Annotated in this window: 27 protein-coding genes; 18 read left to right on the forward strand and 9 right to left on the reverse strand. The window is 35.3% G+C overall.

Translation table 11 applies throughout. The features are described 5' to 3' along the window. Window positions 1–3: 3 nt before the first annotated feature. From H9655_RS13060 to H9655_RS13080, 5 genes are all read left to right on the forward strand, one after another. The gene (locus H9655_RS13060; RefSeq protein WP_191814685.1) at window positions 4–354 is read left to right on the forward strand and encodes a YlbF family regulator; all 351 of its coding nucleotides are present in this window, start codon (window positions 4–6) and stop codon (window positions 352–354) included. Between the two features lie 272 nt (window positions 355–626). Beyond that, window positions 627–1,496: a Cof-type HAD-IIB family hydrolase gene (locus tag H9655_RS13065; protein WP_191814687.1), complete on the forward strand. Its 870-nt coding sequence runs from the start codon at window positions 627–629 to the stop codon at window positions 1,494–1,496. 234 nt (window positions 1,497–1,730) lie between these two features. Then, window positions 1,731–3,242, forward strand: coding sequence for a coproporphyrinogen III oxidase (locus tag H9655_RS13070; RefSeq protein WP_191814689.1), 1,512 nt, complete (start codon window positions 1,731–1,733; stop codon window positions 3,240–3,242). A 180-nt stretch (window positions 3,243–3,422) separates the two neighbouring features. Further along, on the forward strand, window positions 3,423–5,042 hold the full coding sequence (locus tag H9655_RS13075) for a long-chain fatty acid--CoA ligase (RefSeq protein WP_191814691.1): 1,620 nt from the start codon (window positions 3,423–3,425) through the stop codon (window positions 5,040–5,042). Window positions 5,043–5,155: 113 nt separating this feature from the next. After that, complete coding sequence (locus H9655_RS13080; RefSeq protein WP_191814693.1) at window positions 5,156–5,947, forward strand: enoyl-CoA hydratase; 792 nt, start codon at window positions 5,156–5,158, stop codon at window positions 5,945–5,947. Between the two features lie 75 nt (window positions 5,948–6,022). Here H9655_RS13080 and H9655_RS13085 read toward each other — a convergent pair whose 3' ends face one another. Further along, the gene (locus tag H9655_RS13085; protein ID WP_191814695.1) at window positions 6,023–6,208 is read right to left on the reverse strand and encodes a YhzD family protein; all 186 of its coding nucleotides are present in this window, start codon (window positions 6,206–6,208) and stop codon (window positions 6,023–6,025) included. A gap of 150 nt (window positions 6,209–6,358) precedes the next feature. On the opposite strand from H9655_RS13085, the gene H9655_RS13090 reads away from it, so the two are divergent. The 11 genes from H9655_RS13090 (at window position 6,359) to H9655_RS13140 (ending at window position 18,790) form a co-directional block, all read left to right on the forward strand. After that, complete coding sequence (locus H9655_RS13090; protein ID WP_191814697.1) at window positions 6,359–7,258, forward strand: ABC transporter ATP-binding protein; 900 nt, start codon at window positions 6,359–6,361, stop codon at window positions 7,256–7,258. Next, complete coding sequence (locus H9655_RS13095) at window positions 7,251–8,504, forward strand: ABC transporter permease (protein WP_191814699.1); 1,254 nt, start codon at window positions 7,251–7,253, stop codon at window positions 8,502–8,504. Before H9655_RS13090 ends, H9655_RS13095 begins: the two co-directional genes overlap by 8 nt. Window positions 8,505–8,784: 280 nt before the next feature. Then, a complete protein-coding gene (locus tag H9655_RS13100) occupies window positions 8,785–9,726 on the forward strand; it encodes an ABC transporter ATP-binding protein (RefSeq protein WP_191814700.1) in 942 nt (313 codons plus the stop codon). Beyond that, window positions 9,723–10,454 carry an ABC transporter permease gene (locus H9655_RS13105; protein WP_225230630.1) on the forward strand — a complete coding sequence of 244 codons (732 nt, stop codon included), beginning with the start codon at window positions 9,723–9,725 and terminating at the stop codon, window positions 10,452–10,454. Before H9655_RS13100 ends, H9655_RS13105 begins: the two co-directional genes overlap by 4 nt. Continuing rightward, complete coding sequence (locus H9655_RS13110) at window positions 10,455–11,141, forward strand: ABC transporter permease (RefSeq protein WP_191814702.1); 687 nt, start codon at window positions 10,455–10,457, stop codon at window positions 11,139–11,141. Window positions 11,142–11,297: 156 nt separating this feature from the next. Then, on the forward strand, window positions 11,298–12,248 hold the full coding sequence (locus tag H9655_RS13115) for a sensor histidine kinase (protein ID WP_225230631.1): 951 nt from the start codon (window positions 11,298–11,300) through the stop codon (window positions 12,246–12,248). 2 nt (window positions 12,249–12,250) lie between these two features. Further along, window positions 12,251–12,862, forward strand: coding sequence for a response regulator transcription factor (locus H9655_RS13120; RefSeq protein WP_191814706.1), 612 nt, complete (start codon window positions 12,251–12,253; stop codon window positions 12,860–12,862). Between the two features lie 295 nt (window positions 12,863–13,157). Next, on the forward strand, window positions 13,158–14,381 hold the full coding sequence (locus H9655_RS13125) for a metallophosphoesterase family protein (protein ID WP_191814708.1): 1,224 nt from the start codon (window positions 13,158–13,160) through the stop codon (window positions 14,379–14,381). After that, a complete protein-coding gene (locus tag H9655_RS13130) occupies window positions 14,378–17,374 on the forward strand; it encodes an ATP-binding protein (protein ID WP_191814710.1) in 2,997 nt (998 codons plus the stop codon). Before H9655_RS13125 ends, H9655_RS13130 begins: the two co-directional genes overlap by 4 nt. Window positions 17,375–17,445: 71 nt before the next feature. Next, entirely contained in the window at window positions 17,446–18,390 is a 945-nt protein-coding gene (gene yhaM / locus H9655_RS13135) for a 3'-5' exoribonuclease YhaM (protein WP_191814712.1), read from the forward strand. 214 nt (window positions 18,391–18,604) lie between these two features. Then, on the forward strand, window positions 18,605–18,790 hold the full coding sequence (locus H9655_RS13140) for a sporulation YhaL family protein (RefSeq protein ID WP_191814713.1): 186 nt from the start codon (window positions 18,605–18,607) through the stop codon (window positions 18,788–18,790). Between the two features lie 104 nt (window positions 18,791–18,894). Here H9655_RS13140 and H9655_RS13145 read toward each other — a convergent pair whose 3' ends face one another. Next, the gene (locus H9655_RS13145; RefSeq protein WP_191814716.1) at window positions 18,895–19,782 is read right to left on the reverse strand and encodes a peptidylprolyl isomerase; all 888 of its coding nucleotides are present in this window, start codon (window positions 19,780–19,782) and stop codon (window positions 18,895–18,897) included. A 281-nt stretch (window positions 19,783–20,063) separates the two neighbouring features. Here H9655_RS13145 and H9655_RS13150 point away from each other — a divergent pair, with 281 nt between their 5' ends. Beyond that, window positions 20,064–20,153 (forward strand): YjcZ family sporulation protein, encoded by a 90-nt coding sequence (locus tag H9655_RS13150; RefSeq protein ID WP_095369913.1) that lies wholly within the window; start codon window positions 20,064–20,066, stop codon window positions 20,151–20,153. 63 nt (window positions 20,154–20,216) lie between these two features. After that, window positions 20,217–20,318, forward strand: a complete 102-nt coding sequence (locus H9655_RS13155) for a YjcZ family sporulation protein (RefSeq protein ID WP_191814718.1) — start codon at window positions 20,217–20,219, stop codon at window positions 20,316–20,318. 68 nt (window positions 20,319–20,386) lie between these two features. Here the strand turns inward: H9655_RS13155 and H9655_RS13160 are convergent, their stop codons facing one another. The 7 genes from H9655_RS13160 to H9655_RS13190 form a co-directional block, all read right to left on the reverse strand. Further along, window positions 20,387–20,566, reverse strand: a complete 180-nt coding sequence (locus tag H9655_RS13160) for a hypothetical protein (protein ID WP_095369911.1) — start codon at window positions 20,564–20,566, stop codon at window positions 20,387–20,389. A 94-nt stretch (window positions 20,567–20,660) separates the two neighbouring features. Beyond that, window positions 20,661–21,245, reverse strand: coding sequence for a DUF3267 domain-containing protein (locus H9655_RS13165; protein WP_225230632.1), 585 nt, complete (start codon window positions 21,243–21,245; stop codon window positions 20,661–20,663). Window positions 21,246–21,455: 210 nt separating this feature from the next. Beyond that, window positions 21,456–22,031 (reverse strand): HTH-type transcriptional regulator Hpr, encoded by a 576-nt coding sequence (locus tag H9655_RS13170; RefSeq protein ID WP_191814722.1) that lies wholly within the window; start codon window positions 22,029–22,031, stop codon window positions 21,456–21,458. A gap of 253 nt (window positions 22,032–22,284) precedes the next feature. Further along, entirely contained in the window at window positions 22,285–22,659 is a 375-nt protein-coding gene (locus tag H9655_RS13175; RefSeq protein ID WP_191814724.1) for a YtxH domain-containing protein, read from the reverse strand. A gap of 145 nt (window positions 22,660–22,804) precedes the next feature. Next, window positions 22,805–23,332: a tryptophan transporter gene (locus H9655_RS13180; protein ID WP_191814726.1), complete on the reverse strand. Its 528-nt coding sequence runs from the start codon at window positions 23,330–23,332 to the stop codon at window positions 22,805–22,807. Window positions 23,333–23,459: 127 nt separating this feature from the next. After that, entirely contained in the window at window positions 23,460–24,536 is a 1,077-nt protein-coding gene (gene serC / locus H9655_RS13185; RefSeq protein WP_191814728.1) for a 3-phosphoserine/phosphohydroxythreonine transaminase, read from the reverse strand. Window positions 24,537–25,122: 586 nt separating this feature from the next. Continuing rightward, the gene (locus H9655_RS13190) at window positions 25,123–25,545 is read right to left on the reverse strand and encodes an HIT family protein (RefSeq protein WP_191814730.1); all 423 of its coding nucleotides are present in this window, start codon (window positions 25,543–25,545) and stop codon (window positions 25,123–25,125) included. Window positions 25,546–25,631 lie beyond the last annotated feature (86 nt).

The following is a 25,631-nucleotide window of genomic DNA, read 5'->3' on the forward strand; positions in this document are numbered from 1 at the left end:
AATTTGGCAAATAATTTACAAGACGCAGCAATCGCATTAGAAAAGGCAATCCGTGAAAGCAATGAATATCAAAGCTTAAAGGATTCTTATGATAAGGTGAATGCAGATCCATCAGCTAAATCGATGTTTGATAACTTTAGAAATATTCAAATACAGTTGCAACAGAAGCAAATGTCTGGTCAAGAAATCACACAAGAAGAAGTGGATCAAGCGCAAAAAACAGTTGCACTTGTACAACAACACGAACTGATTTCTAAACTAATGGCAGATGAACAAAAAATGAGCGAAGTGATTACAGACTTAAACAAAACAATCATGAAGCCCCTTGAAGATTTATATGGTGCAGCCGAGTAAGATATGAGTTAGACTTAGCTCTAATGGCAAAAACACAAACCTTGCTTTCAACAGCAAAGTTTGTGTTTTTTTGCGTGCAGATTTAACAACTCAATTTCTTCTTTAAGATGTGAATGTCTATATCCAAATAAGAGCCGGAGGGATAACCAGATAAGTTTATAGTCAAAAAGAGAATAAGCTTCATTTACTCTAAATCTTCCTGTTCTATTTTCTGTTTCAGGTACATAAAAGTGTCATAAGGACAATTTTCATCCAGAATAGGGGGCAAAAAGATGATTTATCGTCTCTTAGCTATAAATATTGATGGTACCCTTCTTCAAAGTAACGGAAGGCTGCATAAATCAACAAAGGAAGCAATTGAATACGTCCAGCAAAAAGGAATTTATGTGACGTTAGTAACAGCGAGAAGTTTTCCATCGGCTAAGAAAGTGGCTAAAGCATTAAAATTAAATTCCATTCTTGTGACATCAGCTGGTGCTTATACAGCGGAAAAGTTAGAACAACCAATTGAAGTGAAGCGAATTAAAAAAGAAGTAACCTTTGATATTGTACGTTTATTAGAAGGTTTCCCATGCCAAATAAGACTTGTGCATGAAAAGTTTTCCCTAGCAAATAAGACAAAAACAAATAATAATATTCTCGCTAAAACGGTGTTCTCAACAGGTGACCCTGTTTTTTATTCTCATCAGTTTGTTGAGTCCTTGAGTGAAAATTTGCTAGAAGATCCAGTGAAGCCACCAAAAATTGAAATTTATTTTGAAAATACCGACGATCTTATACATGCCAAAAAAGCATTAGCTGTCATGTATGATGAGGAAATTGCTATCACCCAATTAAATGACTCTCGTTTAGATATTGTCCCTTATGGCGTTTCCAAATGGAATGGTTTATTGAGATTAAGTAAGGAACTCGGTATTGGACCGCAAGAAATTGTAGTCATTGGAGATGGCTATGATGATTTGCAGATGATTGAAGGGGCAGGCTTAGGCGTAGCGATGGGAAATGCTCCTCATATCTTAAAAAAGCAGGCTGATTGGGTAACAAGAACAAATGATGAACATGGTGTAACATATATGGTGAAAGAGCATTTTCGCAAACAGCATCCTATTCAATTTTTAAGGAAAATGAATCTTTTGAAGTAAGGTAGAAGCTCTGAAGGTGGTAGAAGAATTTGCTACCTTCAGAGCTTCTTATTCGTATGGTTACAATTTGCAGGGATTGAGGGGTTTTTATGCTTTTAAAAAAAGATCAACTCTGAATCAGAGTTAACAAAATGACAAACTAAAATGACCCTTTCGAATGAAGATTGACCCGTAAGGTCTTTTTTTTGTAAACTTAAAGAAGTTTGATGAAGAGAAAGTATAAAGGTGATAAAAATGAATATATCTATTTTAGGTTTGAATGATAACCGTTATATAAGACCGTTGCAGTTAATTGGTAATTTGTTTTTCGAAGAATGCTCTGTAAAACTTGATAAAAATGAGGGTGCAGATGTAGTTGTATCTTTCCACTATGAAGTACGCGGAGAAATTAACATGAGTGTTACGCTTACTACGAACGAGGAAGAAGTGTTTACCGCTAATTATAGAAAGCAACTTAAAGCGTATGAGACAGAAAAAGAATACTTTAATCAATTAAAGTATGCAGCTTCCCATGTTTATTTAACTGTTTTACAGGATTGGACAGGCATTATCCAGAAGTGGGGCATATTAACCGGAATAAGGCCGACAAAGCTTTATCATCGTCATATGATGTCTGGAAGTAGTAAGGAAGAGGCTCATCAAGCTTTGAAAAGAGATTATTTAATTTCAGATGAAAAAATTAATCTAATGGAAAAAATCGTTGCACGACAATTAACGGCGATTCCAGATCTTTATGAATTAAAAAAGGAAGTCAGTATCTACATTGGCATTCCCTTTTGCCCAACAAAGTGTGCTTATTGTACATTCCCTGCTTATGCAATTGGTGGTAAACAAGGTAGAGTCGATTCTTTCTTAGCTGGCCTTCATTATGAAATGAGACATATGGGGGAATGGTTAAAGGAAAATGACATAAAGGTGACAACCGTATACTATGGTGGAGGCACGCCAACAAGTATTACAGCAGAGGAAATGGATCTTCTATATGAAGAAATGGTTGAGTCGTTTCCAGATGTGAGTCAGATTCGGGAAATTACGGTCGAGGCAGGTAGACCGGATACAATTACAGCTGATAAGTTAAATGTATTAAAAAAGTGGAATATTGACCGTATCAGTATCAATCCACAATCTTATACACAAGAAACGTTAAAAGCGATAGGTAGGCATCATACGGTTGAAGAAACAATTGATAAGTTCCACCTGGCGAGAAGTATGGGGATGAACAATATTAATATGGATCTAATCATTGGCTTGCCAAATGAAGGCACAACAGAGTTTGCCCACTCATTAAATGAAACAAAGCAGTTACTACCCGAGTCGCTGACAGTCCATACATTATCTTTTAAAAGAGCTTCTGAAATGACAAAGAACCGTCAGAAATATAAGGTGGCTGACCGCGAAGAAGCAGAAAGAATGATGAATATGGCTGAAGAGTGGACAGCTGAACATCATTATGAGCCCTACTATTTGTATCGACAAAAAAATATTTTAGGAAATTTAGAGAACGTTGGCTATGCGTTACCGAAACAAGAAAGTCTCTACAATATTATGATTATGGAAGAAATGCAAACGATTATCGGAATTGGTTGCGGGGCAGCAAGTAAGTTTATCCATCCTGAGACAGGTAAAATTACTCACTTCGCAAATCCGAAAGATCCTAAATCCTACAATGAAAGTTTTGTTGAATACACAGATAAAAAAATCGCTATGTTAAATGAGCTTTTTAATATTGAGGCGAAATCTATATAAGCAGAATAATGTGAGCTGTACCTTTGCTTTAGGTGCAGCTTTTTTGCTTTTAAAAAGAGCAGATTTAATAATCGCACTTTAATAGAGGATTTTATTAAAAAAACAAGAATGTAATAGGTACAAAAGCGCATATACATCTATGAATGATGTAAGCGGTTACTAAATGGGAGGCGATTGGTGATGAAGCATTCTTCTTTGACGATGGGACAGATGATCAAAAGAGCAGAAACGTTTTTCGCAAAAAAAGAGATTATATCTAGAACAGCAGGTGGTATGCAAACATTTACGTATAAAGAAATGGCTGAACGAACACGAAGACTTGCTTCAAGTTTACAAAGGCTTGGTATTAAAAGAGGGGAGAAGGTAGGGACATTTGCCTGGAACCATCATCGCCATTTGGAAGCATATTTTGCGATTCCTTGTAGTGGAGCGGTGTTGCATACAATTAATATTAGACTCTCGTCTCAGCATATCAGCTATATTATTAATCACGCAGAAGATAAAATTCTCCTCATAGATGAAGAGTTAGTTCCATTAATTGAACAATGTAGGGACGAACTTTCCAATGTAAAAGCATTTATCATTATGAGTGACCATAAGGAACCTCCAACTACAACTCTATCTCCAGCATATAATTATGAAAGACTACTAGAAGAGGCTGATCCCAATTATCAATATCCAGATGATTTAGATGAAAATGACCCGGCTGGGATGTGTTATACATCGGCGACCACCGGAAATCCTAAAGGGGTCATCTACTCTCACCGAGCGATTGTGCTCCATAGCTTAGCATTAGGTTTAGCAGATAGTGTTGGTGTAAGTGAAAAAGATATTGCCCTACCTATCGTACCGATGTTTCATGTCAATGCATGGGGCTTACCTTTTGCAGGGGTGTGGTTCGGCACAAAATTAATCATGCCTGGTCCAGCATTTACGCCTAAATTAATTGCAGAATTAATAGAAGAATATAAGATTACCATTACTGCAGGTGTGCCTACTATTTGGCTTGGTTTATTAAAAGAATTGCAAGCGAAAAAGTATGATTTAAGTTCTTTAAGGAGCATTCTTTGTGGCGGATCTGCTGCACCAAAAGCCATGATTAGAGTGTTTGAAGAACAGTATAAGATACCGTTTCTTCATGCCTATGGAATGACAGAAACAAGTCCACTTGCAACTGTCTCCAATTTGAAAAGCTATCAAGAAAATATAGATCTTGAAAAGAAACTAGAGTTGAGAAGCAAGCAAGGATTATTGGTTCCGGGATTAGAGATGAAAGTGGTTAACGAGAAAGGGGTAGAAGTAGAGTGGGACGGAAAGCAGATGGGCGAGCTCTGCTTAAGAGGTCCGTGGATTGTAACCGAATATTATAATGACGAGCGGACTGCCTCTAGTTTTAAAGATGGCTGGCTTCATACCGGAGATGTTGTCACGATTGATGAAGAAGGACTTTTAAAGATTGTTGATCGCACGAAGGATCTAATAAAGAGTGGTGGGGAGTGGATTTCATCTGTTGACATAGAAAATGCACTCATGGCTAATGAAGCCATTTTTGAAGCTGCTGTTATTGGTATTCCGAGTGAAAAATGGCAAGAGCGCCCACTAGCCTATGTGGTATTACATGAACAGTATAAAGGGAAAGTAACAGTTGAAGAAGTGCTCCAGCCATTAAGCGCACAATTTGCAAAATGGTGGATTCCCGATGATGTCATCTTCATTAATGAAATTCCAAAAACATCTGTAGGGAAATTTTTAAAACGCGATTTACGAGAAAAATATCAAATGGATAAAATTAATCAGTAATTATTTTTAATATGAGGCGACATTCATTTTTCTATTAAAAAACTTAATTATATTTGGAAAATAAAAAATATTTTATTTATAATAGAGGTATCCAAACTTAAGGAGGAAAATGAATGACGCTTGATTTTGATACAAAGACCGTTAATTATTCGATTGAGGGAAGAGTAGCACAAGTGGAAATGAACCGCCCAGAGTCATTAAATGCACTTAATGTGGAAATGATTCATGAACTTGGTGCTGTAATGAAAGAGTTAAGTAATTTAGAGGAAATAGATATCGTTGTTTTGAAAGGGGCGGGTAGAGCATTCTCTTCAGGTGGTGACATTAAAACGATGCTGATGGAAGCGAATGAAAGCGATTTCCCTGCTGTAATGGATGCGATTAATGAGTTAGTTGTTACATTATATAGTATGCCTAAAATCACCATTAGCGCAATAAAAGGTGCAGCTGCAGGACTCGGGTTGAGTTTAGCTTTAGCTACGGATTTCATTTATGCTCATAAGGATAGTAAATTAGCGATGAACTTTATTGGCATAGGGTTAATCCCGGATGGTGGTTCCCACTTTTTCCTTGAAAGTAAGTTAGGACCCGACCAAGCTAAGCATCTCATTTGGGAGGGGAAACCGATGAACGCTGAAGAAGCATTGAAGAGAAGACTTGTTCATGAAGTCGTAGGTGATGATCTTGATGAAGCAATTAATAAAAAAGTGTACCATCTGAGTCATCTTCCAATCCTTGCAATGATTAAAACAAAAAAAATACTGACAGATAAGAATCGCCCATTACTATTAAAATTATTAGAGCTCGAAAAAAGTGGTCAAGCACAAATGAGGAAAACTGCTGATCATAAAGAAGGCATAAACGCTTTTATTGAGAAAAGACAGCCTCGATTCACAGGGAAATAAAAGGAATGAAAGACACGCATGTTTTTATCAGAAACATGCGTGTCTTTATTTGACTTCGTGGTGTATAGTAAAAGTCTAGCGGTGAAATAATATAAGCTTTCCTGCTGGTGATGAACAACGATGGGTTTTCTCTTCTAATCCTTTTTCTTTCAGCAGGTTTTCACCCGCCACCTTTGCTTCTTGATCATTCGCTGATTCGAATGATTCATCAAGAATTTTTTCACCGGTTGGTTCGAAAGCCGTTAATTTATAAGTTTTCATTATAATGACTCCTTGTAATGTAGTTGAATATTCCGATATTTAATTATATTTTGGCATAATTCCATCAATCTTGCAAAAAGAAACATACTTATTTGATGAAACTTTTATAGTTTTAGACCGTAAATGAATGAAAGGGAGGGACAAAGTTATATGTCTTTAAAATTAGAAAATGTAACGAAGAAGTTTGGCCAATTTACGGCAGTAGACGATATATCTATCGAAATACCTGAAAAGGAAATGTTCGGTTTTTTAGGAGCGAATGGTGCTGGAAAGACGACTACTTTTCGAATGATTTTAGGATTAATTGATGCAACGAAAGGAAACATCACTTGGCAAGGCAAACCCATTAATTATTCAGTGAGTGGTCAAATTGGTTATTTACCTGAAGAGCGAGGATTATATCCTAAATTACAAGTGAAAGAGCAACTTGTTTACTTAGCACGGTTAAGAGGGATGGATAAACAAGCTGCCTTGAAGGAATTAGACAACTGGCTTGAGCGCTTTAAAGTACCTGATTACAAAACAAAGAAAGTAGAGGAACTATCAAAAGGGAATCAACAAAAGATTCAATTTATATCTAGTATTTTACATAAACCTAAACTATTGATTCTTGATGAACCGTTTAGCGGATTAGATCCAGTAAATGTAGAACTGCTAAAAGAAGCGGTTGTAGACTTAAAAAATAGTGGGACTTCAATCGTATTTTCTTCTCACCGCATGGAACATGTCGAAGAGTTATGTGAGCATCTTTGTATCATGCAAAAAGGTAAGCCTGTTGTCCATGGTGAGTTGAAGGAAATTAAGCGTTCTTATGGAAAGAAATCATTAATCATTCATGGTGATTTTTCTATGAGTTTTTTGCAAGACCATCCTGCTGTGAAGAAATTTAAAATGACAACAGAAGGGGTGCATCTGCAAATTGAAAATGAATGGGCAGCGGACGATATTTTAAAGGATATCGTTGGCAAAGGGTTTATTCGTAAATTTATGCTTGAAGAACCATCTTTAAATGATATTTTTATTGAAAAGGCAGGTGCTTCTTATGAATAATTTTTGGACAATTCTATGGCATACGTATTGGACCAAAATAAAAACAAGGTCTTTTCTAATCACAACAATCATTACGGCACTTTTATTCGTGCTGTTAGCCAATATTACAACTATTATTGATACTTTTTCTAATGAAGAAACACCAAAAGTGGCAGTGATAGATGAAACAAACAGCTCCATCGATGCAATAGAACGTATAGAGGCATATACATCGGAGGAAGTTATCTTAGAAAGTGTACAACAGTCAGAAGCTGAAGTGGAAGAGAAGGTAATATCGGGGGAATTTATAGGTGCACTTTACTTAACTTCTAACGGTGATGATCCCATTAGCGGTGAATATAAATCTTTGAGTATAGCTGACACCACTATTTCTAGCTTATTGCAAACAGCTTTGCAGCAAATAAAGACGGAATTAACTGCAGAGAGTATAAATTTATCACCAGAGCAATTGCAGACATTGTATGCGCCTGTATCGTTCGAGACGACTGCGCTTGAGGAAAATGCGAAATCTGAAGAAGAATTAAGTCAGGCAAGAGGTCTTGTTTATGTGGTATTATTCTTAATTTATTTTGCTGTTATCATGTATGCGAGTATGATTGCCAATGAAGTGGCAACTGAGAAATCATCTAGAATCATGGAAATTCTTATTTCAAGTACCCCACCTGTTCAGCAAATGTTTGCTAAGATACTTGGGATTGCTCTATTGAGTGTGACTCAAATGCTTATTCTAGGTTCCATTGGTTTCCTTGCTTTAAGAGAAAGCATGTCTAAGCTTGAAGGTGGCTGGTTCGAAGCATTTGGGTTCAGCAACTTATCTATTGGGATATTGGTGTACGCTGCTATCTTTTTCTTATTAGGTTATTTTTTATATGCGACGTTAGCCGCTTTTCTTGGGTCATTAGTTAGCCGGATTGAAGATGTTCAACAAATGATTATGCCAATGACGATGTTAGTCATTGTCGGCTTTTTACTCTCCATGTATGGTCTATCTGATCCAGATACAACTTTCATTACTATAGCCTCTTATATTCCTTTTTTTACGCCAATGCTGATGTTCTTAAGAGTAGGAATGCTTTCATTGCCAGTATGGGAACCGATATTAGGCATGGTCGTGCTTATTGTGACGACAATTATATTGGCGATATTCGGTGCACGTGTATATCGTGGCGGTGTCTTAATGTATGGTCGTTCCACTTCGTATAAAGATATTAAAAAAGCGATTCAATTAACGAAGAAAGAAAAATAAGTAGTTATTAACATTCGAGCTTCTCATACTTGTGTATGAAGAAGCTTTTTTAGGAAAAAAAGAATCGATGAAAGGTAGTAGCGGCCATATTAAATTTATTAAAATCATGATAAACCTAATCTAAGGGCACTGGTAATGTTTCTTGTTGGTACGTAAGCAACTTTTTTCCCTTTTTAATTGAAAAGTGGCAGAAGTAAAATAAATCAATGACAAATGTAACTATTTGCCTTTGGCCTTTCTTGACATACTTACACTAACAAAGGTGAAAGGGTGTGAGAGGATGATAGCCTCACTAAATGGGATTGTGAAACGTTATGATTCGAAACTCGTGTTGGATTACATTGATTTAGAAATAAATGAGGGCCAAATTATTGGTTTACTTGGTCCTAATGGAGCGGGGAAATCAACCTTAATTAGATGTCTCACAGGAATGGAGACAGTTAATCAAGGGAATGTTACGTTATTTGGGGATGGAAAGAAACCATTTCAAAATAAAAATAAAGAGAAAATTGGTTTAGTTACGCAGGAAATATCAATTTTTCCAGAATTGACAGCAAAGGAGAATGCGAACTTTTTTGCCGGGGTTTACGGCTTAAAGGGGGAGGAAAGAAAAAGAAGGGTCGCAGAAGCATTAGCGTTTGTTGGATTAGCGGAGCAAACAAAGGGAAAGGCACAAAATTTTTCTGGGGGAATGCAAAGGCGACTGAATATCGCATGTTCCCTTGTTCATAATCCTAAGTTATTAATTATGGATGAGCCGACCGTAGGCATTGACACGCAATCTCGAAACCATATTTTGCAGGCTGTAAAGCAATTACAAAGTAAAGGAACGACCATTCTATATACAACGCATTATATGGAAGAGGTTGAAGCGATTGCATCAGAGGTCGTGATATTAGATAAAGGGCAAATCATTACAAAAGGAACCGTTCAAGAGTTGATTCAAAACATTCAGCATGAAGAGAAAATTAAGGTAGAAGTTAGTCATCCTGAAGAGGTCTCTTTAGCGAATATTCAAGCGCTGCCAGATGTAAAACAAGTGATCAAAGATGGGAATCAAATTTTGATTGTAACTTCGGCCAATTCCGGACATCTTGATCGTATTTTAACGATTATAAAAGAAGACTCTGGCGTTGTCGGCATTAATGTAGAAAAACCGAATTTAGAGGATGTTTTTTTAACTTTGACCGGAAGAACTTTGAGGGATGGAGGCAGTGTATGATGCGTGTCTTACGAACAATTCCTTATACATTGATTCGAATGAGCCGAGATTATATTACGCTACTGTTGCTCTTAGTTGTTCCGATTATACTTATTACCATTTTTTATTTCGTATTAGGTGATATGAAAAATCAATACGGTGATCTGGCGTTCTATGATACAGCACAGTTAATGACACTCGTGTTTCAATTGTTCGGCGGTTCAATCGTGATTGCCTATATTCAAGATGATTTATTTTCAGCAAGGCGGCAACGTATATTGGTGGCACCGATGAGTCTACCACTTTATGCTCTCTCAATCTCCTTATGTGGCATGTTTTTCTCCATTTTTCTAGGCTTTTTGTTAGTGCTATTTACAGGAGTGGGGTTAAATGTAGAGTGGGGGAATGTGTTCTGGGTCATGTATATCATTGCCTTATTGGCAGTACTATCAAGCCTTGTAAGTTTAATTCTTATTTTTTCTGTGAAAAATATTAAATTAGCAGAACGTTTAAGTGATGTGTATGGAATTGGTTGCGTCGTGCTGGCAGGGTTGTTTTTTCCAATTCCTGATTATCCGGTTATTACATTCATTAATGAGTACCTTAATCCATTATTGTTAGCTGCTAATGCCATTAGCTATGCGCAAAGTAATTTGTTTTCTGATGCTTATATTTATATGTTTCGATTAGGAATCGGAATTGTCATTACTTTTATAATCGTGTATGTCCTAGGTAGGAGGAAGATTTAAATGACTGTTTTTCATTATGTACTGAAGAGAAGTATAGCGAATAAAACAAGTTTGCTGATTCTATTTCTCTTCCCAGTTGTTGCGATCTTTCTACCATCAGGCGAATATTGGCCACATCTTCCATACGGATATCAATATTTTGGTATTTTTATTTTATTTATTAGTTTGAAGCTCTCCGGATTAATTTTAGAAGATAGGATGAGAGGAATTGCCAAAAAGTTATCAATTGCCCCCATCAGTCATTTTAGTTATCTAGCACAAAATTTGCTAGCCTATTTTCTAATTTTAGTCTTACAATGTCTTATTTTAGTCTATGGTGGCGTATTTTTTGGGAAAGAACTTTATCAGCCTTTTTGGTTGCTCATTTTATTTTTGACATTTAGTATGGCATCGATTGCTTTTGCGCTAATGTGGATTTCTTTTTTTCGTAATAAAGAAATATCCATGTTAATTTTTATGTCGATGATCAGTGTAATTGCTTTAATCGGTGGGGTCTTGATTCCCATTGAATTATTACCAGAAGTTTTACAAAAAGTAGCGATTACATTGCCGACTTTTTGGCTAGCTTGGGGAATAGATTGGATTATTTTTGGTGGCGAAGTGAAGGAGTTTCTGCTTGTGAATGGAATGCTTATTTTATATATGTTTTTATTTTTAATAATTGGAAGTGTGAAAAAATTGCATTGATAGGTGAGGAGAGATGTGCATATGAGAGTGTACGAGCGATATTTTAGATTTGTGATATTTTGGCGAATAGCACAATTACTTATCTTAGCACATCTTTGGCTCCTAAGTACTACTGACTTTGAGGGAATTGTTTTTATCCTGCTTTTGCTAATAGTTATGAGCATACGTATAAGGTTTTCCATAACTAAATGGAGTTTTCTTATTGAATTAATCCTCTGTATAGCTTTTATTCCGTACTTTCCGTTTGCCTTATACGGTTTAGCCATTGCTATTTTCGAAGCAGCAATAGTGGGGAAATGGTGGTTGTTTTTCCCAATAACGATTTTAATGATTGTTTCTCATCCCCTTGATCTCACTTTGATTTGGTATAGTTTTCTCACAGTAATAGTGGGAAACTTCACTTATCATTCAATGAAAGAACGTAAGCAACTAGAAAAGACATTAGACATGGAAAGAAAGGAAAAGTATGAGCTTGAACGGATCAAAATGGAGCTTTTAGACGCTTATTTTGAGGTGGAAAAGGCAGCGGAACTGAAGGAAAGAAATCGGATTTCAAGAGAACTCCATGACCACCTAGGACATGATTTAACAGGTGCACTTCTAGCTATTCAAGCATATGAACAAGTAGATAATGAAAAACAAGCACACGGCCTCCTGGAACAGGTGAAAATCAGGCTTTCGAGGAGTACTACGAGATTAAGAAATACAGTGCATAATCTTACACCTGTTACTTATATAGGTGTAGAGAGGTTGCAAAGAATCGTAGCAGATGCAGAGCCATTGTTTGTAGAATTTAAATATAATGGAAATGTTGATAATGTATCGTCGCAATCTTGGATGATGTTGGAAGCCTGTCTTAAGGAAGCTATTACAAATGTAAGTAAATATAGTAATGCGACGAAAACGGAAGTTGAACTTGATGTTACTGAAACACTTGTAAGGTTAAAAATTCATGATAACGGCACCGTTACAAAAAAATCAGTGAATGGCAGTGGAATAAGAAGTTTACAATTAAGGGCAAGAACGTTAAAAGGAAGCTTAACAATTGATCGTCAAAATGGGTATTTGCTTGTATGTGTCTTACCTTTACAGAGAAGGAGGGAGTAGCTATGGATATATTAATTGTGGATGATGATTGCTTAATCTGTCAGAGCTTACAATTACTTCTCGATAAAGAGGAAGATATTACAGTTGTTGGTGTGGTTGAAAATGGACGTGAAGCGATTTCTTTTTGTGAGAAAATTCAACCAGACCTTATTCTAATGGATATTCAAATGCCAGTATTGAATGGAATTGAAAGTACAAAGATGATAAAAAGAAACTGGCCACATATTAAAATAATGATGCTGACAACCTTTCAAGATAAAATGAATATTCGACTGGCTTTAAAAGCAGGTGCTGAGGGCTACATCATAAAATCTAGTGCGATCAAAGATATGGCCAAACAAATCCGTGCAATCGAATCCAATTCGATGGTCCTTACTCCGGAAGTGCTTGATAAACTTGTACATCAAAATCAGTCGGCTGAGTTCTTGGAGTTAACCGAACGGGAAAAAGACGTGATGGAACTTGTGGTGGAAGGGTTATCAAATAAAGAAATAGCGAAGCAGCTTTATTTAAGTGAAGGGACCGTGCGTAATGTTCTTTCGATTGTCCTTGATAAATTGGAGCTGCGCGATCGTACACAACTCGCCATTTACTATTGGCAACGGCAAAAATAAGTTGTTTAAAGCAATTAGAGGAAGTATCTAAACATAAACCAGGAGATTGAACTGCACCCCAATTGTTAGACACAATTTAACAACTGGAGGTGCAGTTTTTCTTATGTAATTAAGAGCCGAATATTTTTATTTAAGCATTAAGTTACTATATAGCAATTTATAAATGAGTAAACAAGAGATTGCGCTCATTCGTCTGTTCCTTGTGCGTATTTTGAATTTTACCCATCGATTGGTAAGAACGTGCATTCGTATTTGTTTTGCGTTAAAATAAAAGAAAAATGTAAGAGGGATCAAAATGGAGCCTATCAAATTTATTCATGCTGCAGATTTACATTTAGACAGCCCAATGGTTGGATTAAAAGATTTACCTGACTTCATATTTGAGCGGTTAAAGGAAAGTACATTCCGTTCATTTATGAAGCTTATTGATGTTGCAATAAGTGAGAAAGTTGATTTTGTGATTATAGCGGGAGATTTATACGATGCAAGTGATCGGAGTATAAAGGCACAAAACATCTTGCGAGAACAAATGTTACGGTTACATAAGGCTGGAATTCGTGCATTTATCGTACATGGTAACCATGATCATCTAGGTGGAGAGTGGATTAAATTAACGATGCCAGAGAATGTATTTATGTTTGGCGAAACACCAGAAGTAACTAGATTTCAAAAAAAGGATACGATTATTCATCTTTATGGCTTTAGTTATCCAGAACGACATGTCCATGAAAGAATCGTTCGGCTTTATCAAAAAGAAGAAGCAGCTGGTTATCATATTGGCATTTTACATGGGAACTTGGAGGGGTTAACAGAACATGGCAACTATGCACCGTTTACCATTTCTGACTTAATAGAAAAACAATTTGATTATTGGGCCCTTGGTCACATACATAAAAGAGCAGAAATCAATACAGTACCACCAATTATTTACCCAGGGAATATACAAGGACGACATAAAAAGGAAACAGGTATAAAAGGTTGTTATTTAATCGAATTACAGGAGCATATTTGCGAAAAGCAATTTATTGAGACAAATGACGTGATTTGGGAGGAAGTGATCCTTGATTGTCGTCCATTCAATTCTTTCGAGGTTTTATTATCAAATTGTACCAAATTGTTAGAATCAAAAAGAAGAGAAGGCAAAGCCATTATACTTAAATTAGAATTACAACACTTAACTATGAGTGAAATGGAAGAAAAGGCCATTCGGTCAGGTGAATTAATAGAATTTCTCCAAGAAACGGAACGAATGCACCAATCCTTCGTTTGGGTAAATGAGTTAAAAGTGAAAAAGGAGTTAGTGTGGGATGAGGAAAGTTTACGAAATCAGTCACCTTTTTATAAAGAAATGTTCGATCTTGCAAATGAAGAAATAGTACTGAAAGCATTATCCCCATTGTATAGACATAAGCAAGCAAGTCGATGGATCGATGAATTATCAGCAACAGATCAGAATGAAATTGTTGCAGATGCAAAACAATTGTTACTTGAACTATTAGTGGAGGGGGTGAATGAATGAAGCTTAAAGGGATGGAGATCTATGGGTACGGAAAATGGGAAAATATCAAAATTGAAAAGTTAAACGATTTTCATTGTTTTTACGGGCAAAACGAAGCGGGTAAATCAACACTAATGTCTTTTATTCATAGTATGTTATTTGGTTTTCCTTCTAAAAAAGGAAATGAAAGAAATTATAAACCTAAGAATAGTAGTCAATATGGTGGCAAACTGATTGTCACTTTACCAGATGGTCAAGAAGCCACGATTGAGAGAGTAAAGGAAAGAACGCCTGATGAAGTGAATGTCGTGCTCAGTTCTGGAAGAAGCGGAGGTTACGCTTTATTAGAGGAATTGCTTCAAGGAATGGATCAATCATTATACCGAGCGATCTTTTCTTTTGATCTGTTTGATATTCAAAATGTGCAATCTTTTAGTAAAGAAGATTTAGGGCATTTTTTATTTTCTTCTGCAGTAGTTGGTACAGATGGCATCTTAAAGGCGGAACAATATTTGCAAAAGCAACTAGATCTGCGCTTTAAGCCATCTGGAACAAAGCCGGTTTTAAACAACGGTTTAAAAGAACTAAAAAAAGCATATGAAGATCTAAAGAAAGCAGAAAAAACGAATAGCCTTTATAAAGAACGAACAGAGAAAAAAGAAGAATTAATTAGTAGCAACGAACAACTTGAAGAAGAAGTCGAACAGTTAGAAGAGTTGCTCAGTTCTTTAAAGAAGTGGTTAACAGTTGAGGAAGTATATATTCATTATTTAAGTTTACTAACTGAAGAAAGGCAATTAGACGTAGATGATTTTCCAATAGATGGGTTAAAGCGATTAGATACTCTTCAACAGAAAAAGGAAGTATTAGAAGACCAAAGAAATGAACTAATCACGAAAAGAAATAACCTTGAGAAAAAATTACTAAATGCAGACTTACAGAAGGAAATACTTGAAAATAGAGCGGAAATCGAAGCGGTTTGCGAACGGAATACTGTTAGAGAAAATCAAGTACAAACGAAGAAAGAATTGCAACTCGAAATAAAAGCTTTGGAAGAAGAATTGCAGCATATGTCAGATAAGCTACATATGCACATATCAGAAGAAGAGATTTTATCTTTTGATACGAGTATGTTTCAAAAAGAGCTTATCACAAATGTAACGAAGAAGAAGTCGAGGTTGACGGATAAAAAAGTGCAGTTGGATGAGGAGTCGGAGACTGTAAGAACTGAATTATCTAATTTAGAAAATAAAATAAATGAAAAAAGAAAGCAGTTACTATCAAAGGAAGAGAGAACAAACATTGTTAACAAAATCACTACATTTGAGCAAAAGGAAAGTCATCATCAGAGATTAAATGAAATCGATGTCAAAATACAATTGCTCACAGAGAAATTTAAACAAGCAATAGCTAAGGATAAGAAATCCAAAAAAATAGAATATATGAAGCTGAGTTCACTATTCTTATTATTCATTTTCATCGGTTTATGGGGGTTTTTAGAAGATTCATTCCTTACTCAAGCGTTAGCGATTGGGGGGATTTGTCTCACCTTTATTAGTTCATTTTTCAAACAGAAGGCAGGCTATTCCGATGGAATAAAAGAAGAATTAGATTATTTAAGTCAACAGAAGGTGGAATTAGAAAGGAAAGAGCCCATCGCTGCTAAAGAGCAGGTAGATAATTGGAAGCAGCAAATTGAAAGAAATAAGCAACAAGAAGCAGAAGTTGCCGAATACGCTCATCGATTAGATTATGTTAATAGTCAGTATGAAAAAATCATTGCCGCATATGAAGTGTGGGAAGATGAGATGAGGGAAGTAAATAGTAAGATAGATCGCATAGCAGAGCCATATAAATTAAATAAAGCAACTATGAAAAATCAATTACTTGATGCCTTTTTATTGATTGAAGAGATGAAGAGCACAATCAGAAAAAAGAAGGTAAAGAAAACGAAATTAGATACCTTGAGCCAATCTATTATTAATATAGAGGAGAAACTCACTCATTATTTCTCCTTATTAACTATAGAACCACGCTCATATGCTGATGGCGTGATTCAGCTAAAAGAGGTGATCGATAAAGAAAGAAACAAACTTGCAAACTTTGAAAAAAATAAGGAAATAAAAGAATCGATTCAATCAGATATAACAATTATAGAGGAGAAAATAGCAAATAGAGATAATGATATTCAATCGTTACTAAAAGAAGCAGATGTGCCTTCAATCGTTTCTTTTAAAGAAAAAGGGATGGCGGCTCAAAGAAAGCAAGCCATTAAAGAAGAGCTACGTACGGAAAAATTAAAATTAAATATGACAAACTTATCTAAAGAGAAGTTAAATAAATATGTTGAATCAAGACCGACAGAAGAACAAATAAAAGAATACCAAATAAGCATTGATACGAAGAAAGAAAAAATAACTAAGCAACAAGAAATATTACATCATCTTTCTTATGAAATTAAACAATTAGAAGAAGGCGGGATTTATGCTGACTTATTGCACAAATACAAACAATTAAAAGCCGAGTGGAATGAGCTTGCTAAGGAATGGGCTGTGTATGCAACCGCAAAAAGCTTGTTATCTGAAACGGTGAACACCTTTAAAGAAGAAGAATTCCCAAAAATATTAAAAAAAGCTGAGGGGTATTTTTCTGATTTAACCTTAGGGCAATATAAGCGGATTCTTTATGATAGTGACAAAAACCAATTATTATTAGAGCATAAGGAAGGGATGTTTTTTGAGCCGAGATCATTAAGTCAATCAACCGCTGAGCAACTTTATATTAGTTTACGATTGAGCTTGGCAGAAATTGTGTTCTCTCGTTATCAGCTCCCTTTTATCATTGATGATGGATTTGTGAACTTTGATCATAAAAGGGTGGAAGAAGTGATGCGAGTATTAAGAGGTAAAGAACAGCAGGTTATTTTCTTTACTTGCCATAAAGGGATGTTGCAAAGCTTTAACCGGGATGAAGTAATTGATTTAAGTGAACTACAAACAGCAACAAGTTTTTAAAAATGAAGGCGGTAAGTGAGATATGGTATACTTTTACTTAAAGGTAAGACGTAGAGGAGGCAGGTATAACGATGACCAAAGGGATCGCGTATTATGATATTGGGGAACAGGTTGAATTGTTCTTATTAATAAAAAATGCTACAAAAGGGATGGCAAGTAACGGCAAACCTTTTTTAACTATTATTTTTCAAGATAAAAGCGGGGATATCGAAGCAAAACTTTGGGATGTTTCCGAACAGGATGAAAATAATTATGTGCCAGAAACGATTGTCAAAGTGGCGGGAGATATCTTAAATTATCGTGGACGACAGCAGCTGCGGATAAGACAAATTCGTCCTTCAAACGACAATGATACGGTAAAGTTAGCGGACTTTTTAGAGACAGCTCCTATTGACGCTGAAGAAATGATGGGGAAAGTCACACAATACATTTTTGAAATGAAAAACCCTAATATCCAAAGAATCACTAGACATTTATTAAAGAAATATCAAGCTGAGTTTCTGGAATATCCTGCAGCCACTAAAAATCATCATGAATTTGTCTCAGGATTAGCTTATCATGTTGTTTCAATGTTAGACCTTGCTAAAGCGATTGCAAATCTTTACCCTAGTTTGGATAAGGATTTATTATATGCGGGCATCATTCTCCATGATTTAGGTAAAGTAACAGAGCTATCTGGTCCTATATCCACAACTTATACAGTAAAGGGAAACTTACTCGGTCATATTTCCATCATGGTTAGTGAGATTGAAACAGCGGCTGAGGAGCTATCAATTCAAGGAGAAGAGGTCGTTATTTTACAGCATATTGTTCTGTCTCACCATGGTAAGGCAGAATGGGGAAGTCCGAAACCGCCTTTAATTAAAGAAGCGGAAATCATTCATTATATTGATAATTTAGATGCGAAAATGAATATGCTTGACCGGTCATTAGCTAGAGTCAAACCAGGTGAATACACTGAAAGAGTCTTTGCGTTAGATAATCGGGCATTTTATAAGCCGACCTTTCATGAATAAATGAGAAATAGCAAGTATGTGAAGTGTAAGAATGTCACATAACTTGCTTTTTTTTGTAGTTTAAATATTCGGTTGTATATGTATTAATCAAGCCAATGGAAATGAGAGTAAGGTGAGCAAAATTGTATGTTTGTTTAGTCTAGTTTTTTTAATTTTTTTGCATATTTTAGGACAAGCAGACATATTTTCTACTAAGAGAGTAAGGAGGAGTCCAATGGTACCTATATGGCTATACTTTGTGATTGCCGGTATTTTCATTAGCGCATTTATGGCGATTAAGACAGGTAGGGATGAAAGAAAGGCAGAAAATGTTCAAATTGAGCAAGAAGGTGAAGTTTATATGCAAAGGCTAGAATCCGCAAGGGATGAAAAACGAGAACAATATGAAAGACAAGGCTAACAAAGATCGAACTATAAATATAAAAAGAATAAACATATGCATGTTCTAATGGATTTTAAGACCAAAGAAAAGACCTGGTATGTCAAATAACCAGGTCTTTTGTGTTATTTTTCATCTTTTGCTTCGGAATCATCTGTTTCTGCTTCAGGTGCTTTGAATAACTCTTTAAAATCACTATCTTTTACTTCCACACCTGAATTCTCTAATTCCCTTTGCATTGCGTCTTGAATAATCGTACTATCGACTTTCGCTACTTTAACTTGGTATTCAATTTCTTCTTTCATATCTTCATATGATTCTTTTTCTTTTTTGTCAGTTACTTGAATGATATGGAAACCATGTTGTGATTCAACAGGGTCACTAATTTCATCTACTTTTAATGCATAGGCAGCTTCTTCAAATTCTGCAACCATCTGTCCAGCTCCAAACCAACCTAAATCGCCACCATTGGCAGCAGATGCTGTATCAGTTGAATATTCTTCTGCCACTTTAGAAAAGTCTTCGCCATCATCTAATTTCTTTTTCGCTTCTTCAGCTGTTTCTTTATCCGCTACAAGAATATGACGCGCTTGAATTTCTGGCTTATAATTCTCATAATATTCCTTCATTTCTTCTTCGGTAGCTTCAACATCTTTAATTGCCGCTTTTTCTTGCATTAGACCTGTTCTTAGCATTTCTTTTAGGTCTTCTTCACTTTCCATACCGTATTGGGCAAGTGCTAATTGGAAGTTAGAGCCTAATTGTTCTTTCATTGTATCTACTTGTTCATTAAGTTCGTCCTCGGAAACCTCATAATTTTCAGAAAGGACTTTCTCATAAACGAGTTCTTGCAGAACTTGTTCACCATATTGCTCTTTCAAGGCTTGATAAAAGTCTTCTTGTGTAATATTTCCGTTTCCTGTTTCGACTACTACTTCAGAATCTCCTGAACTACAAGCGCTTAAAACTAATACACCTGTGGCAACAGAAAGGGATAAAATCCATTTTTTCATGTTGAACACTCCCACGTTTATTGTTGTATATACACAGTAAATACTATAACACAAATCATTTCCTTAACAAAAATATTTACTACAAAAATAGGTTTATTTAAGAAAATTTTGGGTATTAGACTAACCATTCTGGAGAGTACAACATAGGATATAAAGAAATTGAAAATGATATTTCGTCCAGAGAAGTTTTTAGAAAATATAAAAAGACGAGATACGCGCCTATTCGCACGACAGAGTGTTTGAATAGTATGTGGTAACAACCTAATAAGGGAGGTGTTATCATGGGTGGAGGATTTGGATACGGCGGAGGCTTCGCTTTAATTGTTGTTCTTTTCATTCTATTAGTCATCGTAGGTGCTGCTTGGTTATAAAAAATAGCGTTATAAGACAATAAAAAAAGACCTTATAACGTACGATAGAAGGGAGGAAGATCCATGTCACACGGCGGTGGAGGATTTGGATACGGTGGAGGTTTCGCTTTACTCGTTGTCCTTTTCATTTTATTAGTTATTATTGGAGCTTCTTGGGTTTACTAATTCATACCTCAAGCTTTTCCATACAGAGAAAAAAGCGGCGAAAATCGGCCGCTTTTTTTACATTTATTTTAAGTAAATGCAATTTCAACAAAGGAAGAAATAAGCAATATCGTAATTAAAACATTAATTGTTCGATATACTTTAGGTTGTTTCTCCTCTGGAATTTCCTTTTGTAAACATAAGGAAAAAGTAAGTCTGTTAATATTATATAGGATAAATACAGCAAAAATAATGAAAATGGAGATCATCGATGATTCCCTCCCCTTGTCAATCGTAGTCTATTGTTTTACAATATCAAAAATAATCATAAAAAGATAGTATAAAAGGTTGGAAGAATAGATTTTATCTAGTTTCCTCGATTTGTATTAATATATTGAGTCCATCTTCATTCTCTTCAATATATGAATATTTTGGTGTATTCATTACGATTTTTATATAGATTAGATCTCTGCATGATAATCCGATATGCAAAGATAAAAGAATAATGAAAAACGCTCCATATTGTTGAAATGATAACATGAATAAAAACAGTGTTATATTAATAAATAAAATTGGTGCGATCAAAGCAGTTAGATACATAGATTTAGGTACGGGTTCATTGACTTTTAATTGGATCATAGGTACCCATTTTCCTCGTAATTCCAATGATTTCTTTATATTTTTATTTACCGGCATTAATGGAATATAATGAATTAATTTATGGATAGGATACAACCCAATTAGAATGAGGGTAAAGATACTTAAACTTTCTGTATTAATTACTGTATCAGGAAACAAATAATTCATTGGTAAATAGGTGATAATAAAGACAGTAAATGCCAGTATAGCAGACATGAAGTCTAACCATAATTGTCCATACTGCTTGTTAACATTTATCTCCTTTACACAGCTCATAAACAAAATAATCCCTCGCAGTTCAGCGCTCATGTTTTAAATTCAAACACTACTTTACTCTCCTCTTTAAGAAAAATCAATACCATTTTTTCGATAAAAAAATGATTTGTGTATTTCAACATCAAAGGGAAGAGATGTAAGGGTTTTCATTATTATTACACAATGAACAATAAATAATTTCCTTTTATGCCAAAATAAAAAAGCGGAGAAGTTTGTTAATAATTCCGCTTTTATCTTACAAGATTAAACTAATTCTTTTGTGTATTCTTTTTTCTTTGATAGTTTACCATCTTTTTCCTCGAATTCGTTATCAATATTAGAAAATGACTTTTCGAATATTTCCATAAAATCATCTCCGTAAATGTTGCGGATAATGGCCATCACTTCAATGATTTCTGGGAATTTTCCATATAACTCTTTTAAAGGCATCGCTCCTGAATAAATAGAATTTTTATCTGGATGATATGTTTCCATTAATTCTAGAAAAACGCTTTCACCTTTATCAGTTAATTTAATGTAAGTGTTCCTTTTATCACTTTCTCTTTTTGAAAATTCAAGATACCCTCTTTCTTCAAGCTTTTTAGAAAAATTAAATGCGGTAGATACATGCATTACGCCAAACTTCGCAACATCAGATATGGATGCGCCATTTAAATGATAAGCAATCCATAAAATATGGTGTTCATTGATATTTAAGTCATATGGTTTAATCCATTGTTGCCAGTCTTTTTCAATAGATTTCCATAATGCTTTACTCAATTGAGCAACCCTTTGGCTGAAAAGCATGGCTTCCTTGATTGAGAAATTCGTTTCTGACATTTCGCTTCACCTACTTTTTTATTATTGTATATTTATTATGCCAATAAAGCAAAAATTAATAAAGATATAAATTTGCATAATTTTTAGATTTTGTTTCTTGTTTTTAGAGAGTAATACTTCTGTTAGCATTTGGCATAATCGTAAGCAAACCATTTTTATAACATAATATATTAGATTTCTTTTTTAAAATAAGAAATCCTTCTTTTTTTCTAAAATAAATAGAAAAAAGAAGGATTGTAAAATAGAAGGGGAATTACTCTTTGTTCATTGGTTTGGCATCTTTTAATGTTTGTTCTAATTCAGCAATAGATTTTTCAATATTTGCGATTTCTTGTTGTAAGTTTTGTTGATGAGGAAGAATTTCACTTTTCCATTGTTTAATGGAAGATGATACGTCTTCGGTTAAGGTGGAAAGAGCTATTTTTCCTTCTTCACCTACATGGACGATCTGATTCTTAATATCAGTCAATTGTTTACCTAATTCTTTTATTTGAATAGAAGCTGATTTTGATTGTACAGTAATATATTTTCGGGTATCTTTACCGGAAGCAGGTGCAGTAAAGAGTGTAGCTGCAGCAGCTGCTACCCCGCCAACGACAAAACCTAAAAAAAGTGATTTCGCTTTCAATCTAAACTCTCCTTTCCATAATAATGTCTACGTCTATCATACATGAATCCAGTAAAAAGAGCATCTTTTAATCCTTATATACCACGCTTTCAAGCTTTATTAAACATAAAAAAACCACCTGCAATTACAAGCAGGTGGGGAAGCTCTATAAATGAATCGTACGTTCATTTAATTTAGTACGTTTATTAATAGATTTTGTTATTGGGAATAGAATCGCCATTAAAATTGCATTTAATATTACGGCTGGTAAGACGCTTGCTGCAAATAGCGCGATAAACGCACCTGGTAGACCAACAATGATATAAGCAGATGTTAAAAATATAAATCCGGATACCAGTGTGCCAATCGCTGTTAAGACAATAGCGACAATTGATTTAGCGCTGATATTTTTTAACAGTGACAGCAGACCATAAAATATAAAGGCAGTGATCAGCTTATCAATAATATTAGGAATTTGTCCTCCTGGAAACCCTGTGGTTAAGGCTGAAAGAATACCACTTACAAGTCCAATAAGAGCAACGCTTTTGATGTCAGTAAATAATAAAATGCCTAAGAACATCATGACTAACATCATGTCAGGCTTTACACCCATAATAATTGGCGGAGTTATGGCATGTAGTACAACACCCATTCCTGCCAATAGGGCAAGGGCCACAATATTTTTACTCTTCATTTTCTCATCTCTCCTCAAGGCTCATCTCTTTTAAGCTATATTCTCCTACAATGCACTCATTGCTTGCAGCGAGAACTTTTGTATATTATAACATCACAAATATCATATGAACATATCTATTTTATGGTTAATATTTTTCTTTGAAGTTCTTCATAAATGATACTAAAGCTTCTACATGTTCTAATGGAACAGCATTATAAATAGAAGCTCTACAACCACCAACAGAGCGATGCCCATTTAATCCAACAAATCCTGCTTGACTCGCTTCTTCAAGGAATTTTGCAGAAAGATCTTCGCTTTTTAAGTTAAAAGTCACATTCATATGAGAACGGCTATTCTCATCGGCATGCCCTATATAAAAACCATTACTATTATCAATCATATTGTATAAAAGGGAAGACTTCTCTTCATTTCTCTTACGAATGGCTTCGATCCCACCATTTTCTTCTACCCATTCTAAAACTAGAGAGAGAAGGTAAATGGCTAGTGTTGGAGGTGTGTTGTATAAAGAGTTGTTTTTTGCATACGTGTCATAGCTTAACATCGTAGGTAGTGCAGGTTGACTTTGAATGAGTTCTTTACGAATAATAACTACTGTTACCCCAGAAGGTCCTAAATTTTTCTGCGCTCCTGCATAGATTAGATCGAATTGCTCTATTTGCAGTGGGCGGGACAAAATATCGCTTGACATATCTGCAATAAGCGGGACTTGTGTATTTGGAAATTGGTGCCACTGTGTGCCAAAGATCGTATTATTGCTCGTTAGATGGAGATAAGCAGCATCATCTGACAAATTGATTTCCTCTAGCTCAGGAATGCGATGATAGCCCGTTTCCTTCGTTGAAGCAGCAATATGGGTTGAACCCAACTTTTTGGCTTCTTTTAATGCTTTATCTGACCATGAACCAGTAAGGATATAGTTTGCGGTCTGATCTTGTTTTAATAAATTCATCGGAATCATAGAAAATTGTAAACTCGCTCCACCTTGTAGAAAAAGAACTTCATAATCATCTGGGATGGATAGGATGTTTCTTAATGAGGCAATAGCTTTGTTATGTACTTTTTCATAGTCTTTACTTCTATGGCTTAACTCCATTAAAGCCATACCTGTTCCATTAAAATCTAGCCAAGATTCTTTTGCTTTTTCTAGGACAGCAAATGGCAAAGTCGCTGGCCCTGCATTAAAGTTAAATGCTCGTTTCATGCTTTTCCCTCCATCATTCACAATGTTGTACTATATCGCTGTAGCGAAATAAAGATATCATTATGTTATCAAAAAAAACATATTTGTACAGGCTTAATTAAAAAGATTGTGAATTTTTTTAGAAATAGTTTAAGTCGGGATTCTTTCGCGAAGAGGGGGGTACAAAGGAAAATGAGATTGAGAGGAGAAAAAGAAATATTTTTTGGCCTTGGGGTTTGAGTGTAGAAACATCTATATGGAAGGTTAGCAGAAATACTTGTAAATGAGGAGGTTGGGACATAAGTATTCTAGCTAATGATTTATCCGAATGATTAGGAGTTTTATCATCTAATCATTCGGTTTTTTGTGATTTGAACCCTTATATGCAAAGAATAGTGAAATGGAGCGGAAGACACTCGACTCCTGCGGGAAATAGAGGGAAAGCTGAGACCCCACAGGCAATGCCGAGGAGGCTCAGCCCCTCCCCGCGGAAAGCGAGTGACTGTAGCGCAATGGAACGGACTTTTTTTTGCAAATGATATTTTAAGATCAATTTGTTATTGTTCTTTTTTGAGGTTAGCTCATTTAGTTATGTCCCAGCCTCCCTTTATGATAAATGACTGTGGATTTGCTGTGACATCTTTTGTAGGTCTTCAGGCGTATATTCTGAAGTATGTGTTTTCCAGACGACACCTAAACCATCACCTTGACCATATCTAGGAATAAGGTGCATATGATAATGAAAAACCGTTTGGCCAGCAATTTCACCATTGTTATTAATCGTGTTTAATCCATCAGGCTGGAACTCTTCTTTAAGCGCCCGGCTAATGGCTGGAACTGCTTCAAATACGTGGCGGGCTGTTTCTTCATCTAATTCAAAAATATTTTCTTTATGTACCTTTGGAATGATCAATGTATGTCCTTTTGTTACTTGACTGATATCTAGAAATGCAACGACATGCTCATTTTCATACACTTTCGCTGAGGGAATTTCCCCGGCTACAATTTTACAAAAGATGCAATCACTCATATCTTTTCATCTCCCTTATGTTCGAATTGACCATATTTTATCATAAATTAAGAAAAATCATAAATAAAAGAAGCAGGATTCAATAA

This window comes from Cytobacillus stercorigallinarum, from assembly GCF_014836495.1.
Taxonomy (GTDB): domain Bacteria; phylum Bacillota; class Bacilli; order Bacillales; family Cytobacillaceae; genus Cytobacillus; species Cytobacillus stercorigallinarum.

Coding starts and splice junctions, on each gene's coding strand:
- H9655_RS13065 (WP_191814687.1), top strand. CDS start 627: ATGATTTATCGTCTCTTAGCTATAAATATTGATGGTACCCTTCTTCAA.
- H9655_RS13070 (WP_191814689.1), top strand. CDS start 1,731: ATGAATATATCTATTTTAGGTTTGAATGATAACCGTTATATAAGACCG.
- H9655_RS13075 (WP_191814691.1), top strand. CDS start 3,423: ATGAAGCATTCTTCTTTGACGATGGGACAGATGATCAAAAGAGCAGAA.
- H9655_RS13080 (WP_191814693.1), top strand. CDS start 5,156: ATGACGCTTGATTTTGATACAAAGACCGTTAATTATTCGATTGAGGGA.
- H9655_RS13085 (WP_191814695.1), bottom strand. CDS start 6,208: ATGAAAACTTATAAATTAACGGCTTTCGAACCAACCGGTGAAAAAATT.
- H9655_RS13090 (WP_191814697.1), top strand. CDS start 6,359: ATGTCTTTAAAATTAGAAAATGTAACGAAGAAGTTTGGCCAATTTACG.
- H9655_RS13095 (WP_191814699.1), top strand. CDS start 7,251: ATGAATAATTTTTGGACAATTCTATGGCATACGTATTGGACCAAAATA.
- H9655_RS13100 (WP_191814700.1), top strand. CDS start 8,785: ATGATAGCCTCACTAAATGGGATTGTGAAACGTTATGATTCGAAACTC.
- H9655_RS13105 (WP_225230630.1), top strand. CDS start 9,723: ATGATGCGTGTCTTACGAACAATTCCTTATACATTGATTCGAATGAGC.
- H9655_RS13110 (WP_191814702.1), top strand. CDS start 10,455: ATGACTGTTTTTCATTATGTACTGAAGAGAAGTATAGCGAATAAAACA.
- H9655_RS13115 (WP_225230631.1), top strand. CDS start 11,298: ATGAGCATACGTATAAGGTTTTCCATAACTAAATGGAGTTTTCTTATT.
- H9655_RS13120 (WP_191814706.1), top strand. CDS start 12,251: ATGGATATATTAATTGTGGATGATGATTGCTTAATCTGTCAGAGCTTA.
- H9655_RS13125 (WP_191814708.1), top strand. CDS start 13,158: ATGGAGCCTATCAAATTTATTCATGCTGCAGATTTACATTTAGACAGC.
- H9655_RS13130 (WP_191814710.1), top strand. CDS start 14,378: ATGAAGCTTAAAGGGATGGAGATCTATGGGTACGGAAAATGGGAAAAT.
- yhaM (WP_191814712.1), top strand. CDS start 17,446: ATGACCAAAGGGATCGCGTATTATGATATTGGGGAACAGGTTGAATTG.
- H9655_RS13140 (WP_191814713.1), top strand. CDS start 18,605: ATGGTACCTATATGGCTATACTTTGTGATTGCCGGTATTTTCATTAGC.
- H9655_RS13145 (WP_191814716.1), bottom strand. CDS start 19,782: ATGAAAAAATGGATTTTATCCCTTTCTGTTGCCACAGGTGTATTAGTT.
- H9655_RS13150 (WP_095369913.1), top strand. CDS start 20,064: ATGGGTGGAGGATTTGGATACGGCGGAGGCTTCGCTTTAATTGTTGTT.
- H9655_RS13155 (WP_191814718.1), top strand. CDS start 20,217: ATGTCACACGGCGGTGGAGGATTTGGATACGGTGGAGGTTTCGCTTTA.
- H9655_RS13160 (WP_095369911.1), bottom strand. CDS start 20,566: ATGATCTCCATTTTCATTATTTTTGCTGTATTTATCCTATATAATATT.
- H9655_RS13165 (WP_225230632.1), bottom strand. CDS start 21,245: ATGAGCGCTGAACTGCGAGGGATTATTTTGTTTATGAGCTGTGTAAAG.
- H9655_RS13170 (WP_191814722.1), bottom strand. CDS start 22,031: ATGTCAGAAACGAATTTCTCAATCAAGGAAGCCATGCTTTTCAGCCAA.
- H9655_RS13180 (WP_191814726.1), bottom strand. CDS start 23,332: ATGAAGAGTAAAAATATTGTGGCCCTTGCCCTATTGGCAGGAATGGGT.
- serC (WP_191814728.1), bottom strand. CDS start 24,536: ATGAAACGAGCATTTAACTTTAATGCAGGGCCAGCGACTTTGCCATTT.
- H9655_RS13190 (WP_191814730.1), bottom strand. CDS start 25,545: ATGAGTGATTGCATCTTTTGTAAAATTGTAGCCGGGGAAATTCCCTCA.